This window comes from Brenneria corticis (assembly GCF_003115855.1).
GTDB lineage: Bacteria > Pseudomonadota > Gammaproteobacteria > Enterobacterales > Enterobacteriaceae > Brenneria > Brenneria corticis.
Window position 1 is genome coordinate 257,632 of the sequence record NZ_KZ819075.1, and the last position, 24,439, is coordinate 282,070.

The 24,439-nt window shown below is 53.4% G+C and carries 28 protein-coding genes; 9 read left to right on the plus strand and 19 right to left on the minus strand.

Features of this window, described 5'->3' with window-relative positions; all coding sequences use genetic code 11:
* Positions 1-5 precede the first annotated feature (5 nt).
* Genes fliM through fliR form a run of 6 tightly spaced genes read left to right on the plus strand, consistent with a single transcriptional unit; the run spans position 6 to position 3,740 of the window.
* Positions 6-1,019 (plus strand): flagellar motor switch protein FliM, encoded by a 1,014-nt coding sequence (gene fliM / locus DDT56_RS07830; RefSeq protein ID WP_136165893.1) that lies wholly within the window; start codon positions 6-8, stop codon positions 1,017-1,019.
* Positions 1,012-1,425, plus strand: a complete 414-nt coding sequence (fliN, locus tag DDT56_RS07835) for a flagellar motor switch protein FliN (protein WP_136165894.1) — start codon at positions 1,012-1,014, stop codon at positions 1,423-1,425. Before fliM ends, fliN begins: the two co-directional genes overlap by 8 nt.
* Positions 1,425-1,853 (plus strand): flagellar biosynthetic protein FliO, encoded by a 429-nt coding sequence (fliO, locus tag DDT56_RS07840; RefSeq protein WP_210416992.1) that lies wholly within the window; start codon positions 1,425-1,427, stop codon positions 1,851-1,853. Before fliN ends, fliO begins: the two co-directional genes overlap by 1 nt.
* The gene (gene fliP, locus DDT56_RS07845; protein WP_136165895.1) at positions 1,850-2,626 is read left to right on the plus strand and encodes a flagellar type III secretion system pore protein FliP; all 777 of its coding nucleotides are present in this window, start codon (positions 1,850-1,852) and stop codon (positions 2,624-2,626) included. Before fliO ends, fliP begins: the two co-directional genes overlap by 4 nt.
* 59 nt (positions 2,627-2,685) lie before the next feature.
* Positions 2,686-2,955: a flagellar biosynthesis protein FliQ gene (gene fliQ, locus DDT56_RS07850; RefSeq protein ID WP_136165896.1), complete on the plus strand. Its 270-nt coding sequence runs from the start codon at positions 2,686-2,688 to the stop codon at positions 2,953-2,955.
* A gap of 2 nt (positions 2,956-2,957) precedes the next feature.
* A complete protein-coding gene (gene fliR / locus DDT56_RS07855; protein WP_136165897.1) occupies positions 2,958-3,740 on the plus strand; it encodes a flagellar biosynthetic protein FliR in 783 nt (260 codons plus the stop codon).
* Between the two features lie 172 nt (positions 3,741-3,912).
* Here fliR and flgL read toward each other — a convergent pair whose 3' ends face one another.
* The 11 genes from flgL to flgB all read right to left on the minus strand — a co-directional run bounded on the left by flgL (position 3,913) and on the right by flgB (position 14,051).
* Positions 3,913-4,869, minus strand: a complete 957-nt coding sequence (gene flgL / locus DDT56_RS07860) for a flagellar hook-associated protein FlgL (protein WP_136165898.1) — start codon at positions 4,867-4,869, stop codon at positions 3,913-3,915.
* A 29-nt stretch (positions 4,870-4,898) separates the two neighbouring features.
* Positions 4,899-6,590: a flagellar hook-associated protein FlgK gene (gene flgK, locus DDT56_RS07865; RefSeq protein ID WP_136165899.1), complete on the minus strand. Its 1,692-nt coding sequence runs from the start codon at positions 6,588-6,590 to the stop codon at positions 4,899-4,901.
* A 126-nt stretch (positions 6,591-6,716) separates the two neighbouring features.
* Positions 6,717-7,664 (minus strand): flagellar assembly peptidoglycan hydrolase FlgJ, encoded by a 948-nt coding sequence (gene flgJ, locus DDT56_RS07870; protein WP_136165900.1) that lies wholly within the window; start codon positions 7,662-7,664, stop codon positions 6,717-6,719.
* Positions 7,664-8,773, minus strand: coding sequence for a flagellar basal body P-ring protein FlgI (locus DDT56_RS07875; protein ID WP_136165901.1), 1,110 nt, complete (start codon positions 8,771-8,773; stop codon positions 7,664-7,666). The genes flgJ and DDT56_RS07875 overlap by 1 nt, the downstream gene beginning before the upstream one ends.
* Positions 8,774-8,792: 19 nt before the next feature.
* A complete protein-coding gene (gene flgH, locus DDT56_RS07880; protein WP_136165950.1) occupies positions 8,793-9,509 on the minus strand; it encodes a flagellar basal body L-ring protein FlgH in 717 nt (238 codons plus the stop codon).
* A gap of 122 nt (positions 9,510-9,631) precedes the next feature.
* Complete coding sequence (gene flgG, locus DDT56_RS07885) at positions 9,632-10,414, minus strand: flagellar basal-body rod protein FlgG (RefSeq protein WP_136165902.1); 783 nt, start codon at positions 10,412-10,414, stop codon at positions 9,632-9,634.
* A 26-nt stretch (positions 10,415-10,440) separates the two neighbouring features.
* A complete protein-coding gene (locus DDT56_RS07890) occupies positions 10,441-11,196 on the minus strand; it encodes a flagellar basal body rod protein FlgF (RefSeq protein ID WP_136165903.1) in 756 nt (251 codons plus the stop codon).
* A gap of 21 nt (positions 11,197-11,217) precedes the next feature.
* The gene (gene flgE / locus DDT56_RS07895; RefSeq protein ID WP_136165904.1) at positions 11,218-12,447 is read right to left on the minus strand and encodes a flagellar hook protein FlgE; all 1,230 of its coding nucleotides are present in this window, start codon (positions 12,445-12,447) and stop codon (positions 11,218-11,220) included.
* Between the two features lie 77 nt (positions 12,448-12,524).
* On the minus strand, positions 12,525-13,196 hold the full coding sequence (flgD, locus tag DDT56_RS07900; RefSeq protein ID WP_136165905.1) for a flagellar hook assembly protein FlgD: 672 nt from the start codon (positions 13,194-13,196) through the stop codon (positions 12,525-12,527).
* 12 nt (positions 13,197-13,208) lie between these two features.
* Complete coding sequence (gene flgC, locus DDT56_RS07905) at positions 13,209-13,613, minus strand: flagellar basal body rod protein FlgC (protein WP_136165906.1); 405 nt, start codon at positions 13,611-13,613, stop codon at positions 13,209-13,211.
* A 21-nt stretch (positions 13,614-13,634) separates the two neighbouring features.
* The gene (gene flgB / locus DDT56_RS07910; RefSeq protein WP_136165907.1) at positions 13,635-14,051 is read right to left on the minus strand and encodes a flagellar basal body rod protein FlgB; all 417 of its coding nucleotides are present in this window, start codon (positions 14,049-14,051) and stop codon (positions 13,635-13,637) included.
* 159 nt (positions 14,052-14,210) lie between these two features.
* On the opposite strand from flgB, the gene flgA reads away from it, so the two are divergent.
* The 3 genes from flgA to DDT56_RS07925 all read left to right on the plus strand — a co-directional run bounded on the left by flgA (position 14,211) and on the right by DDT56_RS07925 (position 15,761).
* Positions 14,211-14,879, plus strand: coding sequence for a flagellar basal body P-ring formation chaperone FlgA (flgA, locus tag DDT56_RS07915; RefSeq protein WP_136165908.1), 669 nt, complete (start codon positions 14,211-14,213; stop codon positions 14,877-14,879).
* Positions 14,880-15,022: 143 nt separating this feature from the next.
* Complete coding sequence (gene flgM, locus DDT56_RS07920; protein ID WP_136165909.1) at positions 15,023-15,319, plus strand: flagellar biosynthesis anti-sigma factor FlgM; 297 nt, start codon at positions 15,023-15,025, stop codon at positions 15,317-15,319.
* A 4-nt stretch (positions 15,320-15,323) separates the two neighbouring features.
* Positions 15,324-15,761: a flagella synthesis protein FlgN gene (locus DDT56_RS07925; RefSeq protein WP_136165910.1), complete on the plus strand. Its 438-nt coding sequence runs from the start codon at positions 15,324-15,326 to the stop codon at positions 15,759-15,761.
* A 71-nt stretch (positions 15,762-15,832) separates the two neighbouring features.
* On the opposite strand, the gene DDT56_RS07930 is transcribed toward DDT56_RS07925, so the two are convergent.
* The 8 genes from DDT56_RS07930 to DDT56_RS07965 all read right to left on the minus strand — a co-directional run bounded on the left by DDT56_RS07930 (position 15,833) and on the right by DDT56_RS07965 (position 24,386).
* On the minus strand, positions 15,833-16,237 hold the full coding sequence (locus tag DDT56_RS07930; protein ID WP_335341470.1) for a flagellar protein FlhE: 405 nt from the start codon (positions 16,235-16,237) through the stop codon (positions 15,833-15,835).
* Between the two features lie 5 nt (positions 16,238-16,242).
* Positions 16,243-18,321, minus strand: a complete 2,079-nt coding sequence (gene flhA / locus DDT56_RS07935; protein WP_136165912.1) for a flagellar biosynthesis protein FlhA — start codon at positions 18,319-18,321, stop codon at positions 16,243-16,245.
* Entirely contained in the window at positions 18,314-19,465 is a 1,152-nt protein-coding gene (gene flhB, locus DDT56_RS07940; RefSeq protein WP_136165913.1) for a flagellar biosynthesis protein FlhB, read from the minus strand. The genes flhA and flhB overlap by 8 nt, the downstream gene beginning before the upstream one ends.
* 255 nt (positions 19,466-19,720) lie before the next feature.
* Complete coding sequence (gene cheZ, locus DDT56_RS07945) at positions 19,721-20,368, minus strand: protein phosphatase CheZ (protein ID WP_136165914.1); 648 nt, start codon at positions 20,366-20,368, stop codon at positions 19,721-19,723.
* Between the two features lie 9 nt (positions 20,369-20,377).
* The gene (cheY, locus tag DDT56_RS07950) at positions 20,378-20,767 is read right to left on the minus strand and encodes a chemotaxis response regulator CheY (protein WP_136165915.1); all 390 of its coding nucleotides are present in this window, start codon (positions 20,765-20,767) and stop codon (positions 20,378-20,380) included.
* Between the two features lie 38 nt (positions 20,768-20,805).
* The gene (locus DDT56_RS07955; protein WP_136165916.1) at positions 20,806-21,858 is read right to left on the minus strand and encodes a protein-glutamate methylesterase/protein-glutamine glutaminase; all 1,053 of its coding nucleotides are present in this window, start codon (positions 21,856-21,858) and stop codon (positions 20,806-20,808) included.
* Complete coding sequence (gene cheR / locus DDT56_RS07960) at positions 21,858-22,730, minus strand: protein-glutamate O-methyltransferase CheR (RefSeq protein ID WP_136165917.1); 873 nt, start codon at positions 22,728-22,730, stop codon at positions 21,858-21,860. Before cheR ends, DDT56_RS07955 begins: the two co-directional genes overlap by 1 nt.
* A gap of 27 nt (positions 22,731-22,757) precedes the next feature.
* A complete protein-coding gene (locus tag DDT56_RS07965) occupies positions 22,758-24,386 on the minus strand; it encodes a methyl-accepting chemotaxis protein (protein ID WP_136165918.1) in 1,629 nt (542 codons plus the stop codon).
* Between the last annotated feature and the right edge of the window lie 53 nt (positions 24,387-24,439).

Sequence of the window (24,439 nt, forward strand, 5' to 3'; positions counted from 1 at the left end):
TCAATATGGGCGATAGCATTCTTTCTCAAGCGGAAATAGACGCGTTACTAAATGGCGACAGCGGCGATAGCGACGCCGATGACAAGGCGTCCGCCAAAAACGACGGTGACGTTAAACCTTACGACCCCAATACCCAGCGACGCGTAATCCGTGAACGATTACAGGCGCTGGAAATTATTAATGAACGTTTTGGCCGTCAGTTTCGGATGGGTTTGTTCAACCTTCTGCGCCGTAGCCCCGATATTACGGTGGGCGCAATAAAAATCCAGCCTTACCATGAATTTGCCCGCAACCTGCCGGTTCCGACAAACCTCAATCTGGTTCATCTGAAACCATTACGCGGCACGGCGCTGTTTGTCTTTTCGCCAAGCCTGGTGTTTATCGCCGTTGATAACCTGTTCGGCGGTGACGGCAGATTCCCGACAAAAGTGGAAGGCCGCGAGTTTACCCATACCGAGCAGCGCGTGGTGAAACGCATGTTGCGCCTGGCGCTTGAAGCATACAGCGATGCCTGGAATGCCATCTACAAGCTGGACGTGGAGTATGTGCGTTCGGAAATGCAGGTGAAATTTACCAACATTACTACGTCACCCAACGACATCGTAGTCACCACGCCATTTCATGTCGAAATTGGTTCATTGACAGGGGAATTCAATATCTGCATTCCCTTCTCAATGATTGAACCTTTGCGTGAGTTACTGGCCAACCCGCCGCTGGAAAATTCTCGTCAGGAAGATCAGAACTGGCGCGAAACCTTAGCCATGCAGGTACAGCATTCCGAACTCGAACTGGTGGCGAATTTTGCCGATATCCCTTTGCGTTTATCCAAGGTATTGAAGCTGAAGCCCGGGGATGTGTTACCAATCGATAAACCTGAGCGGTTGATTGCTCATGTTGATGGCGTACCGGTGCTGACAAGTCAATACGGTACGCTTAACGGGCAATATGCATTACGAGTAGAACACTTGATTAACCCTATTTTGAATTCTCTGGACAATGAGGAACAGCCCAATGAGTGACACCAAGAAACCGTCCGACGACAAAGAATCAGTGGACGATCTGTGGGCTGATGCATTCAACGAGCAACAGACTGCGGAAAAAGCCGCCGCCACGACGGAGGGGGTGTTTAAAACACTGGAAGGTCAGGATGGCGTGGGTTCGTTACAGGATATCGATTTGATCCTGGATATTCCGGTAAAGCTTACCGTCGAGTTGGGACGCACCAAGATGACCATTAAGGAACTGCTGAGATTATCTCAGGGTTCGGTCGTCGCACTCGACGGACTGGCAGGCGAGCCATTGGATATATTGATTAACGGCTATCTCATTGCCCAGGGCGAAGTGGTGGTCGTCGCCGATAAATACGGTGTGCGTATTACCGATATCATCACGCCATCCGAACGTATGCGTCGCCTGGGTCGCTGATGCCAACCGTTCAGACACCAACCTCGCCTGTAACAGTAACCGGTCAGCCATCTACGCTGGCTACCGTTCCCCCGCTTACCGGCAGCATGCTGCTGACTCAGGTAGGCAGCGTACTGGGTGGAATATTATTACTTATTTTGTTTATTGCCTGGCTAGTGCGCAAACTCGGTTTGGCGCCGCAGGCAAAACAGAACAAGTTATTAAAAGTCGTCTCCAGTTGCCCGTTAGGGCAGCGCGAGCGCGTGGTCATTGTCGAAGTTGAGGATACCTGGCTGGTGCTGGGTGTTACCGCGCAACAAATCACGCCGCTGCACACGCTGCCGGCGCAGGCGACCGATAACGGCGGCACCTCGGCCGGTGAAATTAAACCGGTTGATTTTCAGCAGGTGTTCAAAAAAGTTCTAAAACGTCCGGAAAAATCGGAATGAGTGTGTTATATCGTCAATCGTTCGGCCCTGCGCTGTTCCGCTTTCTGCGCTACGTTCTGGCCGCCAGCTTACTGTTTTTGACGCCATCCGTGTGGGCGCAGTTGCCAGGAATTGTGACTCAACCGCTGGCAAATGGCGGTCAGAGCTGGACGCTGCCGGTACAGACGCTGGTTTTTTTAACCTCACTGACTTTTATTCCCGCCGCGTTGTTGATGATGACCAGTTTCACCCGCATCATCATCGTGCTCAGTTTATTGCGTAATGCCCTGGGCACGCCAACGGCGCCGCCCAATCAGGTGCTGCTGGGGTTAACGCTTTTCCTGACTTTTTTCGTCATGTCGCCGGTATTGAACCGCGTATATGAAGACGCCTATATTCCATTCAGTCAGGATCAAATCAGCATGGAACTGGCCATCGAACGAGGGGCTGAGCCTTTGCGGGAGTTTATGCTGCGGCAGACTCGCGAGTCCGATCTGGCATTATTTACCCGGCTCGCCGAAATCCCGCAAATACAGGGGCCGGAGGCGGTGCCAATGCGCGTATTATTACCGGCCTTTGTCACCAGCGAATTAAAAACGGCTTTCCAGATTGGTTTTACCGTATTTATTCCGTTCTTGATTATTGACCTGGTGGTTGCCAGCGTTCTGATGGCGCTGGGGATGATGATGGTGCCGCCGGCCACAATATCACTGCCATTCAAACTTATGCTGTTTGTATTGGTTGACGGCTGGCAATTGCTACTCGGCTCACTCGCCCAGAGTTTTTATAGTTAGCGGTTTTTAAGTAACCGGAGTTTCAGTATATTGCGTGCGCTTGATAGAGGAACGCTAAAATGACGCCAGAATCGGTAATGGCGCTTGGCTACGAGGCAATGAAAATTGCCCTGGCACTGGCGGCGCCTCCGCTATTATCCGCCTTGCTCAGCGGGTTGATCATCAGTCTGCTGCAGGCGGCGACGCAGGTAAACGAAATGACGCTGTCGTTTATTCCTAAAATCCTCAGCGTATTCCTGACGCTGGTTATTGCCGGCCCCTGGATGTTAAACCTTATGCTGGACTATATGCGCACCCTGTTCGGCCAACTTCCCTACATCATCGGTTAAATATGCTGACGTTTAGCAGTTGGGATATGCTTAACTGGGTCAGTCAGTTTTTCTGGCCTTTTGTCAGGATCCTGGCGCTTATCAGCACCGCGCCGGTTTTCAATGAACGCTCGATTAGCAATCGGGTAAAAATCGGGCTGGCGCTGTTTATTACCCTGCTGGTTGCGCCCTATTTGCCATTAAACGCCACGCCTATCTTCTCCGTAGTCGGCATATGGGTGTTGATTCAGCAGATTTTAATCGGCATTGCATTAGGCATATCAATGCAGCTGGCCTTTGCCGCTATTCGTCATGCGGGAGAACTGATCGGGTTACAAATGGGGCTGGCATTCGCCACCTTTTTTGATCCGACCGGCGGCCCGAATATGCAGGTGTTGGCGCGCTTTCTTAATATACTGGCGATTTTGCTTTTTCTTACTTTTGATGGGCATCTCTGGCTGATTTCACTGCTGGCGGACAGCTTTTATACCCTGCCGATAAGCGCTAACCCATTGAACAGTGGTGCGTTCCTCGCTCTCGCCCGAGCCGGCGGATTGATTTTTATCAACGGTCTTATGCTGGCGCTGCCGATAGTCACCCTGCTGTTGACCATTAACCTGGCATTGGGATTTCTCAATCGCGTCGCGCCCCAGCTTTCTATTTTTGTAGTTGGTTTCCCGATTACATTGGCCATCGGCATCATGACCATCGGCCTGTTGATTCCCCTGCTCCCGCCCTTCGCCGAACGCTTATTCGGCGAAGTCTTCGATCTATTGGCGGATATTCTCACTCAGTTGCCCTCCTAAAAGGTGGGGTTCTGACAAAACGGGAGTGTGACTCAGGGAAGGAAAAACCAATAAAAAACGGCACGTCGTCTCAACAAAACAATCAAGAGGACGTGCCCAAAAAATACGCCCGGTTTAAGCGTATTCAAATCGGTAGCGCTGATTTGGCAATATCAATGGTATTGCTAAACGGCTATTTATTAAGTTGGAAAAGAGACATGCCCTGCATGCTCTGAAAATTGGTATATGCCGCCTGTAATGAAGCCTGCTGCATGGTATAAGTTGAAATGGCGTCATACCAGTCCGTGTCTTGCAGTTGAGACAACGTATCCTTGTTGGCAAGCGTCCGGTCAGCGCCGATGGAATCAAGGTTATCCAACTCATTGAGCTGAACGCCAAGTTCGGCACGCACAGAAGACACATTGTTTAATGAATTAGTTAAACCGCGACTGGCCGTAGCCAATGCGGCCTCAACGGCAGCTTTGGTGGCGTCATCAGCACCGTCGAGAGGTGTTTCAAGCGCATTAATCGCCAGATCCAGCGTTGCGAACAAATCAGACTGTACGCTTCCATCAGGTTCTTTTTGCGCATCGCCCGTTACGCCATTAAATACCGCAGACCCGATATGGCCGACCGTCATTGAACGGGCGGCATCAACACGCTGCTCAATAGCCTGATATCCCCCCACATACTCAACGCCCGTCGAGTCGTCAACAAACGGCGCGCTATCGGTTTCATAGCCGGCAAAAATATAGTTACCGTTACCGTCGGTGCTATTGGCCATATTCAGCAATTGCGCTTTAATGCCACGCAATTCAGCTGCCACCGACTGACGGTCATCATCGCTCTTCACGCCGCCGCCGCTGATAACCTGAGTACTTGCCGCGATAACGGAATCAGCCACTTTTGAAAGTATCGACTCTTCCAGCGACATACTTTGCCGGGCAAAAGTACGCGCCAGCGTGTACTGGCTATTTTCCGATTGAGCCTGGCCCAGCATAATCACCTGAGCCGCGGCAATAGGATCATCCGAAGGATTAACTACGCGCTTTCCGGTGGAAAGTTGCATTCCCGTTTTTTGCCAGGCCGTCTGACCGTTCAAAATGCCTTGCATATTCTGCTGATATATCATGCTGGTGCTCAGACGCATGGTATTTATTCCTCTTTATAACAGTCAGATTAATTGCGAATCGACAACAGAGCGTCGAATATGGTCGATGCAGTCTGGATAACCGCGGCATTTGCCTGGTAATACTGCTGATAACGCATTAACTCACCATATTCTTCATCCAGGTTTACCCCGGATACGGATTGCTGTTCCGCCGTAAGCTGCGTCACCACGCTGGCCTGCGACGTACTATTCACTTTCATGGTATTGGTTTGGTTGCCGACATCCGCGACCAGGCCGGCATAGGCGCCGGTGATGGTGGACTTGCCCTCAACGATTTTTTCGCTCTGCAAGGCGAGCAGCGCCTTGGCATTGGTATTGTCGCTGGCGCCGCCGAATACCGGTTCGCCATTCTCCAGCACGGGATCGCCATTTTCATCCAGCTTGACGGATGCCGCAGCGATTTTACTGGAATCGGTGATGGCGACGCTCATGCCGGTAACCACGCTGGCGACCGGTTTCAGCGTAAAGCTGTCGTTGGCGGCGGGCGTCCCGGAGACGGTGAGCTTCAAGCCATCAAAATTCAGGCTGGAGTCTGACGTATCAACCGTAGCGGTGAATTTCGCATTGTCGGATAGGCGGGTTACCTGCCAGTCGGTACCGTCATATTTAATCGTGTAATCAGACGCCTTGACGGCGCCGGTGTCCGTGTAACCGGCCGTCAGTTCGGCGCTTCCGGTATTTTTGCTGTTTTTCAGCGTCGCGGGGCCGCCAAAGGTAAAAAAGTCTTCCCCCTTCTCCCCGTTACGATCGTAACCTTCTTTATGCTGGGTATTAAACGCATCGGCAAAGGCCAACGCCATCTGGCCCAGTTGGTTACTGACGCTGTCCAGCGTCTCGCTGCGGAAAGAAAGCAAGGCGTTCAGGGAACCGCCGGAAATTGAGCTTTCCTTGACTTCGGTAACGCCGGCAATCTTGTCGTTGTACCCTACCGTAATACGGGAAGGATCGCTGTCGGAACTGACCGCAACCAGTTCATTGGTACGCGTTCCCTGCACCAGGCTAAGGCCGTTTTTAAGCGAAACGTTGTAGACAATGCCGTCCTGAACCGAAACGTCGACGCCGACCAGCTTATTCAACTCATTGACCAACTGATCGCGCTGATCGAGTAAATCATTCGGCGCGGCGCCCTGATTCGCCCCCGTCAGACGCGTAATCTGGTTATTCAGATCGGCAATCTGGTTGGCATAGGTATTTATCTGTTGCACCGTACTCTGAATTTGCGTATTCAGCCCCTCGGCGGTGTCCTTCAGATATTTATCCGTTACCTGAAACTGATTGACCAGCCCCTCGGCTTTTCCCAGCACCGTCTGACGGGTAGAGGAGTCGCCTGAATTGCTGGTCAGGTTCTGCAAGTTGGTAAAGAAATCCTGCAGGGTGGCGGAAAGACTGGTGGTACTGTCAGCCAGCAGATTATCAATCTTGGAAATCTGCTCGTAATAGGTTGTTGCCGAACTGCTTTGGGTTTGCGCCGAACGCAGCTGCGTCGCAATAAAATCATTATATTCGCGGTTAATCCCCACGACATTCACGCCATTGCCAATATAACCTGCGGACGTACTGGTGCTCACCGCCTGAGAAAGTAATACGTTCTGCCGACTGTATCCGGTCACCGCCTGATTACTGATGTTATTACTGACCGTGCTCAGCGCCGCCTGCGCGCCTTTCAAGCCACTCATCGCGGTATTAATCAAATTGGACATGTGGGTTTCCTTGTACACAGGCTTTTAACCAAATGCGCTGCGTTTATTAATTGGATTGCCGCGAGAGGAACCCTCGCTTAGCCTGAATCAGTTATCGACCTGGAAAAACAAAACTTGAAAGAAAAATCAAAACAGCCGGCTTAAATCATGGGTATAAGCCTTTACCGCTTTTTCACCCGAGCTTTTCATCTGCTGAATCATGCCGACCAGCTTTTTAGCGTATTGGGGATCGGTCGCATAACCGGCACTCTGCAAGGCGTGGGCGGCCTGCTCGGCGCTGCCGGCATTCGCCACATCGGCATAACGGGGGTTTTGCGTCAGCAGTTTCACATAGTCACCAATAGCCTCGGCATAGGACTCGTAAACCCGGAAGGTGGCCTTGACCTTTTTGGCGACGCCCTGTTCATATTCTGTCGTGGTTATCTCGGTAACCGGTCCATCCCAGCGACTGCCGGCCTTGATACCGAACAGATTGTGGCTTGGCCGGCCGTCTTCGGTAGGAATTTCACGCTGTCCCCAGCCTGACTCCAGCGCCGCCTGGGCAATAATCAAATGGTGGGGAATACCGCTCTGCTGGCTGGCCATCTGGGCGGGAAGAGAGAGACGGGAAACGAAATTCTCACTGGTTAAAGGTAAGGCCGAGCCTTCGGCGGGCAACTTCGGCATCGCGCGACGCACAATTTGCTCCACCGCCGCCGCAGGCATGCGTTGCAGCGCCGGTCCATCAAATGTTAATGGTACCGGCGCTTTCGGTTCAGAGGATGCCGTGCGCTCCCCGGACAGTTGCCGGACCATCACATCCGCCAGTCCTAACCCTTTTCCGGCGACTTGCTGGGAAAGCTGCTGGTCATACATGGAGGTATACAGACGCGTTTGCTCACTGCTGAAGATCCCGTCCTGCGGCAGCGCGGAACGCATACTCTTCATCATCATCTGGACGAAAATACCTTCCATCTGTTGTGCGACGGCACGGATACCCTCCTTACTCTGCGGGTTGCCGGATACTTCCCGTTTCAGCGAGTTCAGCGATTGGGCATCATAAGCGGCGCCGCTTAGCGTCTGTATATCCTTCATTAGATAATTTCCAACTTGGCGCGCAGGCAACCCGCACTCTGCATAGCCTGCAGGATGGACATCAGTTCCATCGGCGTTGCCCCTAACGAATTCAGCGTACGAACCACATTGTTCAAGTTAGCGCTCGAATTGACTCGCTGCAGCGCCCCACCGCTCTGCTGAACCGCGATCTCGGTCTGCGGGGTGACAACGGTCTGCCCGCCGCCAAAAGGCGTATCGGGTTGGCTGACGTTCGCTTGCTGGTTAATGGTGACTGACAGGTTGCCTTGCGCAACCGCGCAGCTATCCAGCGTGACGTCACGATTCATTACCACCGAACCCGTACGTGAATTGATGATCACTTTGGCGTCCTGCATACCGACGTTGATTTCAATATTTTGAATATCGGCCAGGAAACGCACCTGCGAGCTATTACCATGTGGAACAATAACCTGGACGGTACGTGAATCCAACGGCGTGGCGCTGCCGCTATGGCCGGCACGGTTGATGGCGTCGCTGATACGCTGCGCCATGGTGAAATCATCGTCGTTCAGCTGCAGCATAATGGTGTTGGAAGCGCCAAAGGTGCTCGGCAGTTCGCGCTCGATAATCGCACCGTTGCTGATACGACCGCCGGCCAGCTGATTCACCTGAACGCTGCTGCCACCGGCAGACGCGCCTGCCCCGCCAACCAGTACGTTTCCCTGAGCCAACGCATACACCTGGTTATCAACGCCTTTCAATGGCGTCATCAGCAGCGTGCCGCCGCGCAAGCTCTTGGCGTTCCCCATAGAAGAGACAACGACATCGATATTTTGCCCGGCGCGGGCAAACGGCGGCAGTTTCGCCGTCACCATCACCGCAGCAACGTTCTTGAGCTGCATATTGGTACCGGCGGGCACGGTAATACCCAGTTGGGAAAGCATGTTGCTCAGGCTCTGAGTGGTAAAAGGCGTCTGCATGGTCTGATCGCCCGACCCATCAAGCCCGACAACCAATCCGTAACCAATCAGCGCGTTGTCGCGCACGCCCTGGACGCTGACCAGATCGCGAATCCGCTCTGCTGACGCCGGCATAGTGACAGATGCCAACAGGCTAAACAGGACGGTGAGAAATAAAGTAATCCGCATCAGGTGCCTCTTTATTAACTTAGAACGGAGAAACATTCAGGAAGAACCGCTGCAGCCAGCCCATATTCTGCGCTTCGTTGATATAGCCATTGCCGACGTATTCTATACGCGCATCCGCAACCTGAGTTGAAGGCACCGAGTTGCTGCCGCTAATGGTGCGGGGATTCACCACGCCGGAAAAGCGGATGAACTCGGTTCCCTGATTAATCGCAATCTGTTTTTCGCCAACCACATTCAGATTACCGTTCGGTAAAACCTGATTGACGGTAACCGTAATGGTGCCGCTGAAGGTGTTGTTGGCGTTCGCTCCGCCCTGACCGCCGAACTCATTTGTTCCCGTTGCGTCCAATGTCGCCCGGTTATTACCAAAAAGCCCCTCCAGATAACGCGGCGTCGTGCCGAAACCAAAAGTAGAGGAGCCGTCACGGCTGGCACTGGCCGATGAACTCTTACTGGCGCTCACATTTTCCTGCAGAACGATAGTCAACGTATCTCCCACATTGCGCGGCCGACGATCTTCAAACATCGGTTGATAGCCATAGTTCATTGGCTGTGCCGTCTGAAAAATAGATCCGTTGGACGCGGTCAGCACCAGTGAGGCCGGCTGAGCCGTCGTCGGGCCGGTCACAACTTTATCATGTGGAATATAGGCGCAGCCGTTAAGTGTTAACATCACGATCAATGCCAACAGACCAGGTCGGCGGAGTTGTTGGATAACAACCGACTTTGCATTCATCATCACTACGGACATCGCCTTAAATTGAATATATTTCAATATATTAGAAATAACCGCGGCACCTATCCCCACACATGAGGCGTTAAACGCGCCAAACGGTTATTTCGTAACCACTGCGCTTATTACAGTTGGGTTAATTTCTGCAGCATCTGATCGGAAGAAGAGATGGCTTTACTGTTAATCTCGTAAGCGCGCTGAGTCTGAATCATGGAAACCAGCTCTTCAGCCACATTCACATTCGAGGTTTCAACATATTTCTGGTACAGCAGCCCCGCGCCGTTCAGACCCGGATTACTTTCGTTCGGCGCCCCGGAGCTCTCAGTCTCCAGATATAAGTTCTCACCAATACTTTCCAGGCCGCTGTCATTAATGAAGGTTGTCAGCGTCAACTGGCCGACCTGCGTTCCCGCGGTCTGTCCCTGTTGCGTGACGCTGACGATACCGTCACGGCCAATCGTCAACTCAATGGCATTGGAGGGAATGGTTATCGCCGGCTGAACCAGAAAACCGCTGGAGGTGACCAACTGACCGTTGCCATCCAGTTGGAAAGCGCCGTCCCGGGTATATGCCGTGGTGCCATCCGGAAGCTGAACCTGGAAAAATCCCTGCCCCTTGATCGCCACATCCTTGGAATTTCCCGTTTCCGAGAAAGTCCCCTGCGTATGTATACGTTCGGTCGATACCGGACGAACCCCCGTCCCCAGCTGCAACCCCGAAGGCAGCATCGTCTGTTCCGATGACTGAGCGCCCGGCTGGCGCACGGTCTGATACAGCAAATCCTCAAACACCGCACGCTGACGCTTGAAACCATTGGTGCTGACGTTCGCCAGGTTATTGGAAATAACATCCATATTGGTTTGCTGGGCGTTCAGACCGGTTTTGGCAATCCACAAAGAACGGATCATCTAGTCACTCCTGTGCGCATTGGCGCTTAACTCATGGCTAATATCTGATTAGCGCGTTGGGCGTTATCATCGACGCTGCTGATAACTTTCATCTGCATTTCGAAGCGTCGGGCGTTGGCGATCATATCCACCATGGTGTCAACCGGATTCACGTTGCTGCCTTCCAACACGCCGGGCATAACACGTACCTCGGGATCGTTGGGCAGCACATTGCCACGCTGCTGCTGCGCGGCCTGCGTCAGACGAAACAGACCGTCATCGGAACGCGTCACTTCCTGCCCCGTGGCCTGAACCAGCTTCAGCCGCCCCAACTGCGCCACCGTGTTTGGCGGATCGCCGGCGTTCAATGCGGTAATGGTGCCATCCGATGCAATGGTGATCTGCGCCTGGGGAGGTATCTCGATCGGACCGCCATCCCCCTGCACCAAATGCCCCTGAACCATCAACTGTCCGTCGGCATTGATTTCCATATTACCGTTACGGGTATATGCCTCACCGCCATCTGCCGCCTGAACCGCCAACCAGCCATCCTTGGGCAGCGCCACATCCATCGCGCGTCCGGTGTAATCCATTACGCCCGGCGTCATATCCGCGCCCGGCGTTGAAGCGGCCACCAACGTGCGGGTAGGAAGCGTCAGCCCATTAACCGGCACTGCGCGCAATGCCGACAACTGGGCGCGAAACCCGGGAGTAGACGCATTGGCCAGATTGTTGGCGGTAACGGCCTGCTGCTCCAGCGTTTGACTTGCCGCGCCCATCGCGGTGTAAATAGCATGATCCATGCAATATCCCCGTTAAAACGATTAACGCAGGCTAACCAGCGTTTGCAGAATGGAGTCCTGCGTTTTGATGGTTTGCGAGTTGGCCTGGTAGTTACGCTGAGCGACGATCATATTGACCAGCTCTTTACTCATATCGACGTTGGAACTTTCCGTCGCCTGACCGATCAGCTTGCCCAGGTTACCGGAGCCGGCGATATTGACCACTGCCTGACCGGAGTTATCGGTCGCCGACCAAACGTTATCGCCCTCGGGAGATAACCCCTCAGGGTTGGCGAAGCTGGCTAATACGATTTGGCCAAGAACCTGCTGTTTCTGGTTGGAATAGGTGCCGACCACGGTGCCGTCGTCATTAATGCTGTAACCCGTCAGTTCGCCGGGAGCATAGCCGTTCTGGGTAGGAGTTTTGGTACTGCTATCGCTGTTCTGCTGCAGGCTGCCGGCGAAGCTCAGGGTAAAGTCAACTCCGTCCGAACCATTCAGCGGATCCACAGCTACCGCCATCGGTTCAGTATTTAGCAATGCGCCATTGGAACTGAATTCCATTTGATATGCTGGCAGAAAATCAGAACCATCAACACTCGTATCTTGTACATAGACGCTCCACACAGCAGTAGCGCCGGTATTTGTAGGGGGCGTTGTAGCAATATCATTTTTAACAAAATACAGCGCAAAGTCATGAGCGTTGCCCAGGCTGTCATAGGTGGTGATAGACCCTTTATAGTTCGAGGTATCAGCCGGATTGGCCGCATCCCAGCTCTTTACCTCATCCGAAGAGTTCAGGTTGGCGATGATGGAAGCCACGGTGGTGGCCTGCGCCTGCATGGCGTCTTCCGGGATGCTCAGCGCGACCGGGTCGGCGCCCTGCTGAATGGTGGGCGGCGTACCGGTGGCCGGGTATCCCGTCAGTTGCATGCCCTGCATATTGACGATATTACGCGAGCCGTCCAGGGTGAACTGGCCGTTACGGCTGTAATAAACAGAACCGTTGGCATCCTGAACACGGAAAAAACCGTTGCCGCTGATGGCGATATCCAGTTCGCGCGAACTGCTGGTCACCGTACCGTTGCTGAAATCCTGCATAACGGCGGCAACCTGGGTGCCCATCCCAACTTTGGAGCCGGCGAACATATCCGCGAAAGATACCGTACCGGATTTGAAGCCTACCGTTGCCGAGTTGGCAATGTTGTTGCCGATGACATCCAGGTTATTGGACGCGGCATTTAATCCGCTGACAGCCTGAGAAAAACCCATGTTACTCTCCAGATAAATTGATTAAACCCTATTCCAATGCCTTAACGGCGCTGGAAAGGTGTAAGTTGAGTTGACCGCTATAAGATCTGCCGAACGTCTTCCAGCGTTGCCTTACCGCGCAGGCCGAGATCCAGCACCGCGCCGGAATCGCTGTTGGTTACGCTGTTCACCAGCGCATACTGCAATGGCTGTACAACCTGTTGCGCGCCGTTGGAGCTGGCGGCAATCGCTACGGTATATGCGCCATCCGGCGCCACCGTTCCGTCCGACATCTGGCTGTCCCAATTAAAGGAGTGAACGCCGGCGGACAATGCGCCCAGTTCCAGGGTACGAACCGCTTTACCGGTGCTGTCGCTGATGGTGACGGTAACGTTTTCCGCGGCCTGTTCCAGCTCCAAGCCAAACGGCGTGCTGGTTTCACTGCCCACCAATATGTTTTTCCCGGGGATCATCACGCCATGGCCAATCAATGTCGTTGCCTGCAATGATTGATTGTTATTAATCTGACCGGAAATAGACCCCAGAGTGGTATTCAGTTTTTCAATACCGCTCACGGTATTGATTTGCGCCAGCTGGCTCAATAACTGGTTGTTGTCCATCGGGTTGGTAGGATCCTGATTCTGCAATTGCGCAACCAGCAGAGTCAGAAACTGATTTTGCAGATCGACACTGCCTGTGCCGTCTGTGGTAGTCGTCGTACTGGCGCTCGTTTTAGTCGCCGAACTTGTATCATTAATTGTAACTGACATCCCAACCCCCGATTACTGTCCAATCGTCAATGTTTTTAACATCATTGTTTTCGTGGTGTTCAATACTTCCACATTTGCCTGATAGCTACGGGATGCGGAAATGGTGTTAACCATTTCCGACACAGGATCCACATTCGGCATACGGACATACCCTTGCCCATCAGCCAGGGGATTACCCGGTTCGTAAACCAGGCGGCCCGGAGATGGATCTTCAATTACATTGGCGACGCGAACCCCCCCCGTAGATTGGCCGGGTGCGGCATTCACTTCAAATACCACCTGCTTGGCGCGATAAGGCTGTCCATCCGGACCCGTCACGCTATCGGCGTTAGCCAGATTACTGGCGCTTACGTTCAGGCGCTGAGATTGCGCTGAAAGCGCTGAGCCAGAAATTTCAAATATATTTAATAACGACATAAACTCTTACCTTCTATCGCGCTACTGACCTGATTGTAATACCGTCATCATGCCTTTGATTTGACCGCTCAATACCGTCAGACTGGTTTGATATTTCAGGCTGTTATCGGCAAAATTGGTTCGCTCGCGATCCATATCGACGGTATTACCGTCCAGTGCGGGTTGGTCAGGAACGCGGTATAGCAGGTCAAGTTCTGGTGGCTGGAAGTTCTGCGCGGGAATATGTCGCGCCGCGGTGGTTTTTAACGCAATACCCGTGCCTTCTGCTCGCCCCTGCGCCATGACTTTATTGAGCTGGCTCGCAAAATCGATATCACGAGCCTGGTAGCCCGGGGTATCGGCATTGGCAATATTCGCGGCCAGTATTTCCTGCCGCTGGGCACGCAGGTTCAACGCTTCCTGCTGAAACTGCAATGAGGCGTTCAATTTATCCAGCATGCTCCCTCCGCAAGTTAGAATTCAGAGCAGATAGGATAATTCTCATTATGGCGATACCATCGAACGAATAAACGTAAAATGCAGCGCTATTTGTCGCCTTAACCTGACACCAATGCCATTACACTAACGCACGGTGGTACGGTTATCTGGAGGTCTTATATGAAAATCAACCATGCTGTCATTCGGCTGCTCGCCTGCATGTCGGCATTAGTGAGCGGATATGCCTCCGCAGGCGATCTCTCCGACCAGATAAACCGCTTTTTTTCAGATCGTTATAAAGAAAGCGCTCATAGCGTTAACGTCGTGGTAAAGTCGCCTGAATCACAGTGGCCTAAATGCGCAAGGCCGCAGATATCCTTGCCCGGAAATACGCGCGCCTGGGGCAATATCAGCGTATCTGTTCGCTGCGATGGGCAACGCCGGTTTATTCAAACCGAAGTGCAGGTTACCGGGAATTATGTGGTCGGCGCCCGTATCGTGCATCGCGGTTCAACGTTGGAAGAGAAAGACTTGCGCCTGACCAAAGGCCGCCTTGATAAGCTGCCGCCGCGTACCATCCTCACGCTGGAAGCGGCCGAGGGGGCGATTGCGCTGCGCGATCTGACGCCCGGGCAACCGATAACCACATCCATGCTGCGTCGAGCATGGATTATCAAAGCGGGGCAGAATGTTCAGGTTTTGGCTGAGGGCGCAGGTTTCGCCATCAACAGCGAAGGCAAAGCCATGACGAATGCGGCGGTAGGCCAATCGGTCAGGGTCAGAATGGCGTCAGGGCAGATCATAAGCGGTATTGCGCGTGAGGATGGGATTATTCTTATCTCACAGTAATTTATTAAAGATTTCTTTACGCTTGCCGATGATTATAATCAATACCGTTACTGACAATTTTTTCTCACCTGAACTGTTGTAAGCAGTTGTTGTTATCAGGTTGATAATTAAACTATTTTATCCTCACATTAGAGGGCTTATTTATGAGTATCGATCGTGCCCAGCCGCTGAAACCGGTCAGTCCCGTTCAGCCGCGTGAAGCGAGTGATGTATCCAAGCAGAAACGTAAACAGACTGAAGCGCAGACCGAAATCAGCGGTACTCAGGTCAGACTCAGTGATGCTCAGGCAAAATTGATGCAGCCTGGTACGCAAGACATTGATATGAATCGCGTTGAAACCTTGAAACAGGCGATCCGCGATGGCTCGCTGAAGTTCGATGTCGAAAAAATCGCTGACGCGTTAATCAAAGATACTCAGGACTTTTTAGCGAGTAAATAATCACATGCAAAAGTTACAGACGATACTGGATAAGCTACTACATAATCTGGATAGCCTGCAGGCGGTTATGTCTGAGGAGCAAGTTCAGCTTTGTGCCGGACAAATAAACAGCAGCGCGCTTCAGCAGGTAACGGAGAAGAAAAGCTCGCTGTTGGCAACAATGCAATATCTGGAACAGTGTCGTCATGAAGAAGAATCGCTAGCGACACTTAAGGCGCCCTATGAAGGCAATGAAGAATTGGCGGAGCGCTGGCGGCAGGTACAGCAGTTGACGAAAAACCTGCGCGATCAGAATCAACATAATGGTTTACTGCTTAATCAGCATATTTCCCACACTGATAAAGCGCTGGAGATACTGAAACCGCGTCACGGGCAATCATTATACGGACCGGACGGTCAGGCAAAAGGCTCCAGTATTTCCGGACGAAAAATCAGTATCTAAATAATTGTCTCTGTAGCATGCAGAGACATTTTCCTCACAGATTGACTCCCCCGATATTCCACAGCGACGCGTTACTTATAGTTGACCGCGATGCTGATGCTGTGCACGTTAAATGCTCGATTAAGCCTTCCGGTGCCTTCAATATAATATATAAAGCGAAACTCGCTATTGGCTGGCAAGCCGGTGAAACTTCTTGTCTGGCCGCTGCCGCCCTGCAGATTGACACATCGCTGAAGTGTGCAAAGCCGGACGACCAAGCCGACGGGAGGCGGCGATAATGACTCATAACGCCAGTGGATCAGCGTAATTGTACTGTCGCTGCCTACTTCCATATTCGCGGTAGGCAAAAATGCCGGAGAGGCGGCGGTGACGCCGCGATGCTGCAGCACCACCCCGTTTTTGCTGGCATTCCAGGCGCCCGGCGTGGCGAACGCCACGGCAGGAATAAATAACGCCGCCAGCAGTAATTTCCCCATTCGCATTACGCTTCCCCGATAATCGAGGTCATCCGAATCTGCCGGTTATCGCTGATTTCCAGATTGGAAAGCACGGCCAGATTCGGCAAGCTACGGTGCAGAAAGCGGGCAAGTAAAGCGCGTAAAGCATGATTGACCAGCAGGACAGGCGGCGCCCCCAGCATTTCCTGTCGTTGCAGCGCCTGTTTTGCCTGCTCAAGCAGACGATCGGCGAGACCCGGCTCCAAGCCGCCCCCTCCCTGGAGAGCCTGGAGCAGCAGCCGCTCCAGAGAACCATCCAATCCAATCACCTTAAGCTCGGTTTCACCGGGGAACCACTGCTGTGTTATCGCCCGTCCCAGAGCGACCCGAACAACGGTGGTCAACTCATAAGGATCCGACTGTACCGGGGCATGTTCGGCCAGCGTTTCCATAATGGTTCGCATATCGCGGATGGAAACGCTTTCGCTCAATAGATTCTGTAAAACTTTATGCAGCGTGGTTAACGTCACCACCCCGGGAATAAAGTCTTCCGCCAGCTTGGGCATTTCCTGCGCCACGCGATCCATCAGTTGCTGCGCTTCCTGCCGCCCAAACAGCTCACTGGCATGCAGGCTAATTAAATGATTAAGGTGCGTGGCAACAACCGTACTGGCTTCCACTACCGTATATCCCTGGGTTTGCGCCTGCTCTTTTATCCCGCTTTCTATCCAGACCGCCGGCAGCCCGAATGCGGGGTCCTGGGTAACCTCTCCCGGAAGATCGCCTACGGCATTGCCCGGATTAATCGCCATCCAACGGCCGGGATAAGCCTCGCCATGACCGACCTCCACCCCCTTCATCAAAATGCGATAGCTGGCCGGCTGAAGTTCCAGGTTGTCCCGAATATGAACAACGGGCGGCAAGTATCCCATTTCCTGGGCGAATTTCTTTCGGATACTACGGATTCGGCCTAACAGTTCGCCATCCTGCTGAAAATCCACCATGGGAATAAGTCGATACCCGACCTCCATGCCAAGTGGATCTTCCAGTTGAACATCCGCCCAGCTCGCCTCTACCACCTGATGTTTTTCCATTGCGGAAGGTTCAGGGGCAACAGCCGGCATTTTTAGTTGCTCGCCGCGCATCCACCATGCCAGCGCCAATAGCGCGGTGGTGAACAGCAGAAACACAAAGTTGGGCATACCGGGGACCAGGCCGATCAATCCCAATACCGCCGCGCTTAATATCATCACCCGGGGATTATTAAACAGCTGGGTGACCATCTGCTGCCCGACATCCTGATCGGTGCTGACGCGGGTAACAATCACCCCCGCGGCGGTCGAGATAACCAGCGCGGGAATTTGCGCCACCAGGCCGTCACCGATGGTGAGCAGGGTATAACTCTCCGCGGCATGCCCTACCGGCATATCATGCTGAATAACGCCCACCAGCAACCCGCCGATGATATTGATCACCATAATCATCAGACCGGCGATGGCGTCGCCACGGACAAACTTGCTCGCACCGTCCATCGATCCATAAAAATCGGCTTCCTGAGTGACTTCGGAACGCCGCTTTTTCGCCTCGTCCTCGCCGATCAATCCGGCATTGAGGTCGGCGTCGATCGCCATCTGCTTCCCTGGCATACCGTCCAGTACAAAGCGCGCGCCCACTTCGGCGATACGCCCGGCGCCCTTGGTGATCACCATAAAGTTGATCAAAACCAGGATGATGAATACCACGATCCCGATGGCGAAATTACCGCCCACCAGAAAATGGCCGAATGCTTCAACGACCCGCCCAGCGGCGGCGGTTCCGGTATGACCTTCCAGCAGAATAATACGCGTCGACGCCACGTTAAGGGATAGACGCAGCAGGGTCGAGAACAGCAGAATGGTCGGAAAAGCCGCAAAATCCAGCGTGCGTTGGGTGAACATGGCGACAAGCAGCACCATGATTGAAAGCGCAATGTTAAAGGTAAACAGCAGATCCAGGATAAAGGGCGGCAGCGGCAGCACCATCATGGACAATATCAGCAGGATCAGGACAGGCCCGGCTAATATTTGCCACTGAGCTCCCTTAAAGTTACTCGGTAAACGTAGTATAGAGGCCAAATTAGCCATCAGTAGTATTCTCTTTAGCAAAATCCAGTGCATCCGGCACCGGTAGATGTTTAGGCTTTCTCGGGATTAAGCCACCTTCACGCTTCCAGCGTTTCAGTTGATAAACCCAGGCTAAGACCTCTGCAACAGCAGCATACAACGCCGCCGGAATATGGCGTCCGACTTCAGAATGACGGTACAACGCTCGCGCCAGCGGCGGCGCTTCCAAAACAGGGATTCGATGCTCTGCGCCCAGTTCGCGGATACGCAGCGCAATCTCACCGGCGCCTTTAGCCAACACTTTAGGCGCATTCATTTTTTTCTCATCATATTGCAATGCGACGGCATAATGGGTCGGGTTGGTTACGATCACATCGGCTTTAGGCACATCAGCCATCATTCTTCGCTGCGCCATGGCCCGTTGCTGCTGGCGAATACGCCCTTTAACATGCGGATCGCCTTCACTTTCCTTGTGTTCGTCACGAATCTCTTGTTTGGTCATGCGCAATTTTTTGATATGGCTCCAGATCTGCCAGAACACATCAAACGCCACCATCGGCACCAGCCCCATGATGACAAAAAATCCACAGAGCGTTGCCAAATTTAATGCATCGCCCAGCGCCGCCATCGGCGGCTGTGATATCAGATGCAGCATCTTCGGCCAGTTATGTAATAAAAACCAGGCGGTGACGATGCCGACCATTACCGACTTTAATATGGCTTTAAAAAGCTCAGCCAATGACTGAGAAGAAAACAGCCGTTTTAAGCCGGACAGCGGATTTAATTTCTTTAAATCAAATTTGATTGACTTAGGGCTGAATAACACACCGCCCAGTAACATCGGGGCTGATAACGCAACCAGCACTGACCCGAGCATAATAGGAATCAAAGCCGACGCGCCCAGCTTCAGCAATACACCGATATGGCGTAGCATCCGGGTGTCATCGCCAATGGTTTGATGATCAAAATACAACCCCTGGCTTACCATTAAAGCCAACTTGCGCGCCATCGACTCGCCGCCAATCCACAGTATGGCTAACCCCGCCATCAGCATCAGAATCGAGCTCAATTCACGGGAACGGGGGATCTGTCCATCTTCGCGCGCCTTCTCCTCTTTATGGGGAGTGGGGGACTCTGTTTTTTCCAGATCGCTATCTTCAGCCACTCAGCGTTCCTGTTATTACTACCTGGGATAGGGATTTGCTGCCTAGCATGACAAATATGGAAAAACTTTATGGCTGGAACAACGGGAAAAACCTACGTTTCTTTAACGGATAGTAGGCCGGTAATCCGGGGGAGGAAAGGATTTGGCCGGCAACGGCCGGATAATGCGGAATAGGCACGGCTCAAAGATTGCCGGGCCGCACTCCCGCGGGTGTAACGATGGCGCAGCTACACCCGCGGGACTTAATCTTTACAACTAGAACCCGAGGCTATCCAACAAATCATCCACCTGATCCTGGTTAGACACCACCCCTGCCGCGGTTTTATCCACCTGAGGACCGTTTAACAGCCCGTCGTTGGCGCGTTTGGCCGCGGCGGGTTTCTCCGGCATGTTTTCCAGCAGCACCATCAGTAATTGTTTTTCAATTTCCTGAATAACATCCATCATGCGCTTGATGACCTGACCGGTAAGATCCTGGAAATCCTGGGCCATCATGATTTCCAGCAGTTGCGCGTTGGTAAACGAGGTATGCTCCGGCACACCTTCGAGATAACTGCGCGTATCGGTGACCAGTTCGCGCGCGTCGGCCAGCTCAATCGGATTTTCAAACCATTGATCCCAGCGGGTCTTCAGCGATTTGGCGTCGGCTTCCAGCTGATTCTGGCGCGGCTGCGCCGCTTCAACGCAGTTTAACGCCCGCTCTGCGGCCTGGGCCGTCATTTGCACGACGTAATCAAGGCGATCGCGGGCGTCGGGAATGGCTTCCGCCGCTTCGGCAATCGCGTTGTCCAGTCCCAACTCGCGCAGGCTGTCGCGCAGCATGCGGGTCAATTGACCGATGCGAGAAATAATCTCGGTGGCCGAAGCGGTGTCATTTACGGGCGGCATTGGATGTGACGTCATAAGATCCCCTTACATACCCAGTTTTTCGAAAATCTTACTCAGCTTCTCTTCCAGGGTCGCAGCAGTAAATGGTTTAACAACATAGCCGCTAGCGCCAGCCTGGGCTGCGGCGATAATATTTTCTTTCTTCGCTTCCGCGGTTACCATCAATACCGGCAGCTTGGAGAGCGAGGCATCCGCACGAATGGTTTGCAGCAGTTCCAGACCGTCCATATTGGGCATGTTCCAGTCGGAAATGACGAAATCGAAAGCGCCAGCGCGAAGCTTGCTCAGCGCGTCGGCGCCGTCTTCCGCTTCTTCTACGTTATTAAAGCCCAGTTCCTTCAGCAGGTTGCGAACAATGCGGCGCATTGTCGAAAAATCATCCACTACCAGAAACCTGAGTTCTTTGTCGGCCATACCTACTCCTAAAATATTTATTGCTCACCGGGAGCTGCTTATATACGTAATGCCTGTCCGGCAGAGATTTGTGCCAGCATCCGCTGACTGACCTGGTGCAGATCCACCACTTCGTCGACGCCCCCCATGGCGATAGCTTCGCGCGGCATACCGAATACCACGCAGCTTGCCTCATTTTGCGCCAGGGTATAGGAACCGGCCTGATGAAGTTCCAACAAACCGGCGGCTCCGTCGTTTCCCATTCCCGTAAGGATGACCCCTACGGCATTTCGCCCGGCATGCTGCGCAACCGAGCGAAACAATACATCAACCGATGGACGGTGACGGTTAACCGGCGGGCCGTCATGCAACCGCACCTGATAATTCGCTCCGCTGCGCGCCAGTTCAAGATGCCGGGCGCCGGGGGCGATATAGGCGTGCCCGGGTAAAACACGTTCGCCATCCTCGGCTTCTTTCACCGTAATCTGACAGAGTTTATTCAGACGCTCGGCAAATGACTTGGTAAATCCCGGCGGCATATGCTGCGTAATCAGCAAGGCGGGGCTGGTGGGCGGCAGCGGTTGCAATACGTGGCGTATCGCCTCCGTTCCCCCCGTCGATGCGCCGATGGCGATTAATTTCTCACTGCTGAGCAACGGCGTATGCTTAATAATCGCCATCGGCTCGTGGCTATCGCTGCGCTGCGGCAGGCGCGCCTTGGCGGCCGTGCGGATTTTTTCGGCGATAAGCTCGCTGTAGGCCAGCATGCCTTCGCGTATCCCCAACTGCGGTTTGGTCACGAAATCAATGGCGCCCAGTTCCAGCGCGCGCAGGGTGATTTCAGAACCTTTCCCGGTCAGCGACGACACCATAACCACCGGCATCGGACGCAGGCGCATCAGTTTTTCCAGAAAATCCAGTCCGTCCATCCGCGGCATTTCGACGTCCAGGGTTAATACCTGCGGATTGAATTTTTTGATCAAGTCGCGGGCGACTAAGGGGTCGGGCGCCGTGGCGACCACTTCCATATCCGGGTGGCTGTTAATGATTTCCGTCATGATCTGACGCATAAGGGCAGAATCATCGACACACAACACTCTAATTTTGCTCATTATCTTTCCTTAGCCAGTCCATAAACAGTCTGCCCCCGCAGATAGAATTCCCGACTGATCTGACTGAAATTCTCTGAATGACCGGCAAACAACAGCCCGCCCGGTTTAAGCAACGGAACAAATCGACGTAAGATGCGCTCCTGTGTTTCTTTATCAAAATAAATCATTATGTTACGACAAAAAATGGCGTCGAACGGCGCAGGAACGGACCACTCGGGCGCCAACAGATTCAACTGCTGGAAATGCACCATGGCGGCAAGCTCCGGGCGAACGCGCACCAGCCCGCTGTGCGGACCGGTGCCGCGCAGGAAGAATCGCTGCATCTGCTGGGGGGAAAGCGAGCGCAACTCCTCCTGCCGATAAACACCGGCGGTGGCTTTTTCCAGCACCTGGGTATCGATATCGCTGGCCCACACCTGACAGCCGCTCACCCGGTTACCCAAAACCTCGGCCAGCGTCATCGCCAGAGAATAAGGTTCTTCTCCGGTGGATGCCGCGGTACTCCAGATGGTATAGCCATTAGGACGCTGGCGGGCGTGCTCGGCCAGTATCGGAAAGTGGTGGGCCTCGCGAAAAAAAGCCGTCAGATTTGTCGTCAGCGCATTAATAAACGCCTGCCACTCCGCGCTGTTGGGATCGGATTCCAGCAGCGCCAGATACTGGCCAAAATCATTTATCCCCAGCAAACGCAAACGCCGCACTAGGCGGTTATAAACCATTTCTCTTTTGTGATCGGCCAGCACAATACCGGCGCGCTGATAAATTAGCTGGCTGATGCGTCGGAAATGGACGTCCGACAGCGGCAACCGATCTACCATCTGCGTCAGGATAGATGCAGGTTCGGGGCGATTTTGCGATGGTGTGCTTTTCATATCAAACCGCTCGAATATTTATTTTTGCTATGCTGTTTTCCAATCTGAACTGTTCCTTACGGCTATGGCGGATTTGTCGTTGTTATCATTTATCAGGTATTCATCCCTTGCTGACGCAAGATTAAAAACCGATACGGTATTGGTCAGCATCCCGGCCTGTTCGGCAAGCGAACGCACCGCGGAAGAGGCCTGTTCGACCAACGCCGCATTTTGCTGGGTAACGCCGTCCATCTCCGTGACGGCTTGAGCGACCTGCTCGATGCCCCGGCTCTGCTCATCGGAAGCCGAAGCGATTTCCCCCATGATATCGGTAACCTGCGCCACCGATCGAACGATATCGCTCATGGTGCTTCCCGCGGACTCGACCAAGTCGGAGCCCTGGCGGACGCGGCTGACAGACTCGTCAATCAGCCCTTTGATTTCTTTCGCCGCCTGCGCGCTGCGCTGCGCCAGACTGCGCACCTCGCCGGCGACCACGGCGAACCCCCTTCCCTGTTCGCCGGCTCTGGCGGCTTCCACCGCCGCGTTCAGCGCCAGAATATTGGTCTGGAAGGCGATGCCGTCGATCACGCTGGTGATATCGCTGATCTTTTGTGAACTCAACGCAATATGCTGCATGGTCGTCACCACATCGCCGGTTATTTCGCCGCCTTTCTGCGCGGTGACCGAGGTCTGCCGCGCCAGCTTCGCCGCCTGGTGCGCATTGTCGGCGTTCTGTTTCACTATCGACGTCAGCTGCTCCATACTGGCGGCGGTCTCTTCCAGGGCGGAGGCCTGCTCTTCCGTGCGGGAAGACAAATCGTCATTGCCGGCGGCGATCTCCTGCACGCCGTGCAACATGGCGTCCGTCCCCTGCCTGACGGAATGAACCATGCCCGCCAGCGACGCCTGCATTTTTTGCAGGGCGCTGAACATCACGCCTATTTCGTTGCGTCCGAAGTCGGCGATCCTTTCCGCCAGATTACCGCTGGCGATGTGCTCAAAATGCTCACGCATCGTTTCCAATGGCTGCAACAAAGCCTTTTTCAGCCAAATCAACCCGAGCAGGGTGATAAGGAGCGACAGAGTAACCACAATGCCGAACGACCATTTGGAGTCGGAATAAGACTGTCGGCTACTGTCCGCTGCCACTTGCAAATGCCCGTTGATATACTCCACATAGACTGAAAAATCAGCCTCGAAGTTATCCTGAAAAGACTGCGTCGGCTGATCGAGAAACGGCTGTAGCTGCCCGCTGTCCAAAAACACGATCAATTCTGCGAGGGCGGCCTGCAGCTTCTCATAGCTCGCCTGTACGTTACCCGTCAGCTCCACGCCCTTATCGGTTATTCTGGGCACCGCAAGATACTGTTTAAAATGGGTATCGGCCTGGGCCAGGTACGTTCTGGCGCTGGTCATCAGCACCGAGACCTGCTCCTGCGCCACATTGCGGGCGGCGCGCGTCGCCGCCCGGTTCAAGGTATTGCGCGTCTGCAGCAAGGCAACCCAGCTCATGGTTAATTCATCCCGCTGCTGGCTTCCCACATTCACCTGGGTGAAGTTCTGGTAGTCCGTACGGAACCCGTTAAACGAGAAGCTACTGGATACCAGTTGCATAACAAAAAACACCATCAACAACAAAAACACACAGGTAGAAATACGGATCCGCCGAAACATGGAATGTCCTTTAACGTTCTTATTAAGCCAGAAAACCTTTGCCGTACATTGAT

Excerpts from the sequence above, each read along its gene's own strand:
- DDT56_RS07930 (WP_335341470.1), bottom strand. The coding sequence starts at position 16,237 with ATGGGGAAATTACTGCTGGCGGCGTTATTTATTCCTGCCGTGGCGTTC.
- flgE (WP_136165904.1), bottom strand. The coding sequence starts at position 12,447 with ATGGGTTTTTCTCAGGCTGTCAGCGGATTAAATGCCGCGTCCAATAAC.
- cheZ (WP_136165914.1), bottom strand. The coding sequence starts at position 20,368 with ATGACGTCACATCCAATGCCGCCCGTAAATGACACCGCTTCGGCCACC.
- DDT56_RS07875 (WP_136165901.1), bottom strand. The coding sequence starts at position 8,773 with ATGCGGATTACTTTATTTCTCACCGTCCTGTTTAGCCTGTTGGCATCT.
- fliO (WP_210416992.1), top strand. The coding sequence starts at position 1,425 with ATGCCAACCGTTCAGACACCAACCTCGCCTGTAACAGTAACCGGTCAG.
- flgC (WP_136165906.1), bottom strand. The coding sequence starts at position 13,613 with ATGTCGTTATTAAATATATTTGAAATTTCTGGCTCAGCGCTTTCAGCG.
- DDT56_RS07925 (WP_136165910.1), top strand. The coding sequence starts at position 15,324 with ATGCAAAAGTTACAGACGATACTGGATAAGCTACTACATAATCTGGAT.
- cheR (WP_136165917.1), bottom strand. The coding sequence starts at position 22,730 with ATGAAAAGCACACCATCGCAAAATCGCCCCGAACCTGCATCTATCCTG.
- flgG (WP_136165902.1), bottom strand. The coding sequence starts at position 10,414 with ATGATCCGTTCTTTGTGGATTGCCAAAACCGGTCTGAACGCCCAGCAA.
- flgB (WP_136165907.1), bottom strand. The coding sequence starts at position 14,051 with ATGCTGGATAAATTGAACGCCTCATTGCAGTTTCAGCAGGAAGCGTTG.
- fliM (WP_136165893.1), top strand. The coding sequence starts at position 6 with ATGGGCGATAGCATTCTTTCTCAAGCGGAAATAGACGCGTTACTAAAT.
- flgJ (WP_136165900.1), bottom strand. The coding sequence starts at position 7,664 with ATGAAGGATATACAGACGCTAAGCGGCGCCGCTTATGATGCCCAATCG.
- DDT56_RS07965 (WP_136165918.1), bottom strand. The coding sequence starts at position 24,386 with ATGTTTCGGCGGATCCGTATTTCTACCTGTGTGTTTTTGTTGTTGATG.
- flgH (WP_136165950.1), bottom strand. The coding sequence starts at position 9,509 with ATGAATGCAAAGTCGGTTGTTATCCAACAACTCCGCCGACCTGGTCTG.
- fliR (WP_136165897.1), top strand. The coding sequence starts at position 2,958 with ATGCTGACGTTTAGCAGTTGGGATATGCTTAACTGGGTCAGTCAGTTT.
- fliN (WP_136165894.1), top strand. The coding sequence starts at position 1,012 with ATGAGTGACACCAAGAAACCGTCCGACGACAAAGAATCAGTGGACGAT.
- flgK (WP_136165899.1), bottom strand. The coding sequence starts at position 6,590 with ATGTCCAATTTGATTAATACCGCGATGAGTGGCTTGAAAGGCGCGCAG.
- fliP (WP_136165895.1), top strand. The coding sequence starts at position 1,850 with ATGAGTGTGTTATATCGTCAATCGTTCGGCCCTGCGCTGTTCCGCTTT.
- flgA (WP_136165908.1), top strand. The coding sequence starts at position 14,211 with ATGAAAATCAACCATGCTGTCATTCGGCTGCTCGCCTGCATGTCGGCA.
- DDT56_RS07890 (WP_136165903.1), bottom strand. The coding sequence starts at position 11,196 with ATGGATCATGCTATTTACACCGCGATGGGCGCGGCAAGTCAAACGCTG.
- flgD (WP_136165905.1), bottom strand. The coding sequence starts at position 13,196 with ATGTCAGTTACAATTAATGATACAAGTTCGGCGACTAAAACGAGCGCC.
- cheY (WP_136165915.1), bottom strand. The coding sequence starts at position 20,767 with ATGGCCGACAAAGAACTCAGGTTTCTGGTAGTGGATGATTTTTCGACA.
- flhA (WP_136165912.1), bottom strand. The coding sequence starts at position 18,321 with ATGGCTAATTTGGCCTCTATACTACGTTTACCGAGTAACTTTAAGGGA.
- DDT56_RS07955 (WP_136165916.1), bottom strand. The coding sequence starts at position 21,858 with ATGAGCAAAATTAGAGTGTTGTGTGTCGATGATTCTGCCCTTATGCGT.
- fliQ (WP_136165896.1), top strand. The coding sequence starts at position 2,686 with ATGACGCCAGAATCGGTAATGGCGCTTGGCTACGAGGCAATGAAAATT.
- flgL (WP_136165898.1), bottom strand. The coding sequence starts at position 4,869 with ATGCGTCTGAGCACCAGCATGATATATCAGCAGAATATGCAAGGCATT.
- flgM (WP_136165909.1), top strand. The coding sequence starts at position 15,023 with ATGAGTATCGATCGTGCCCAGCCGCTGAAACCGGTCAGTCCCGTTCAG.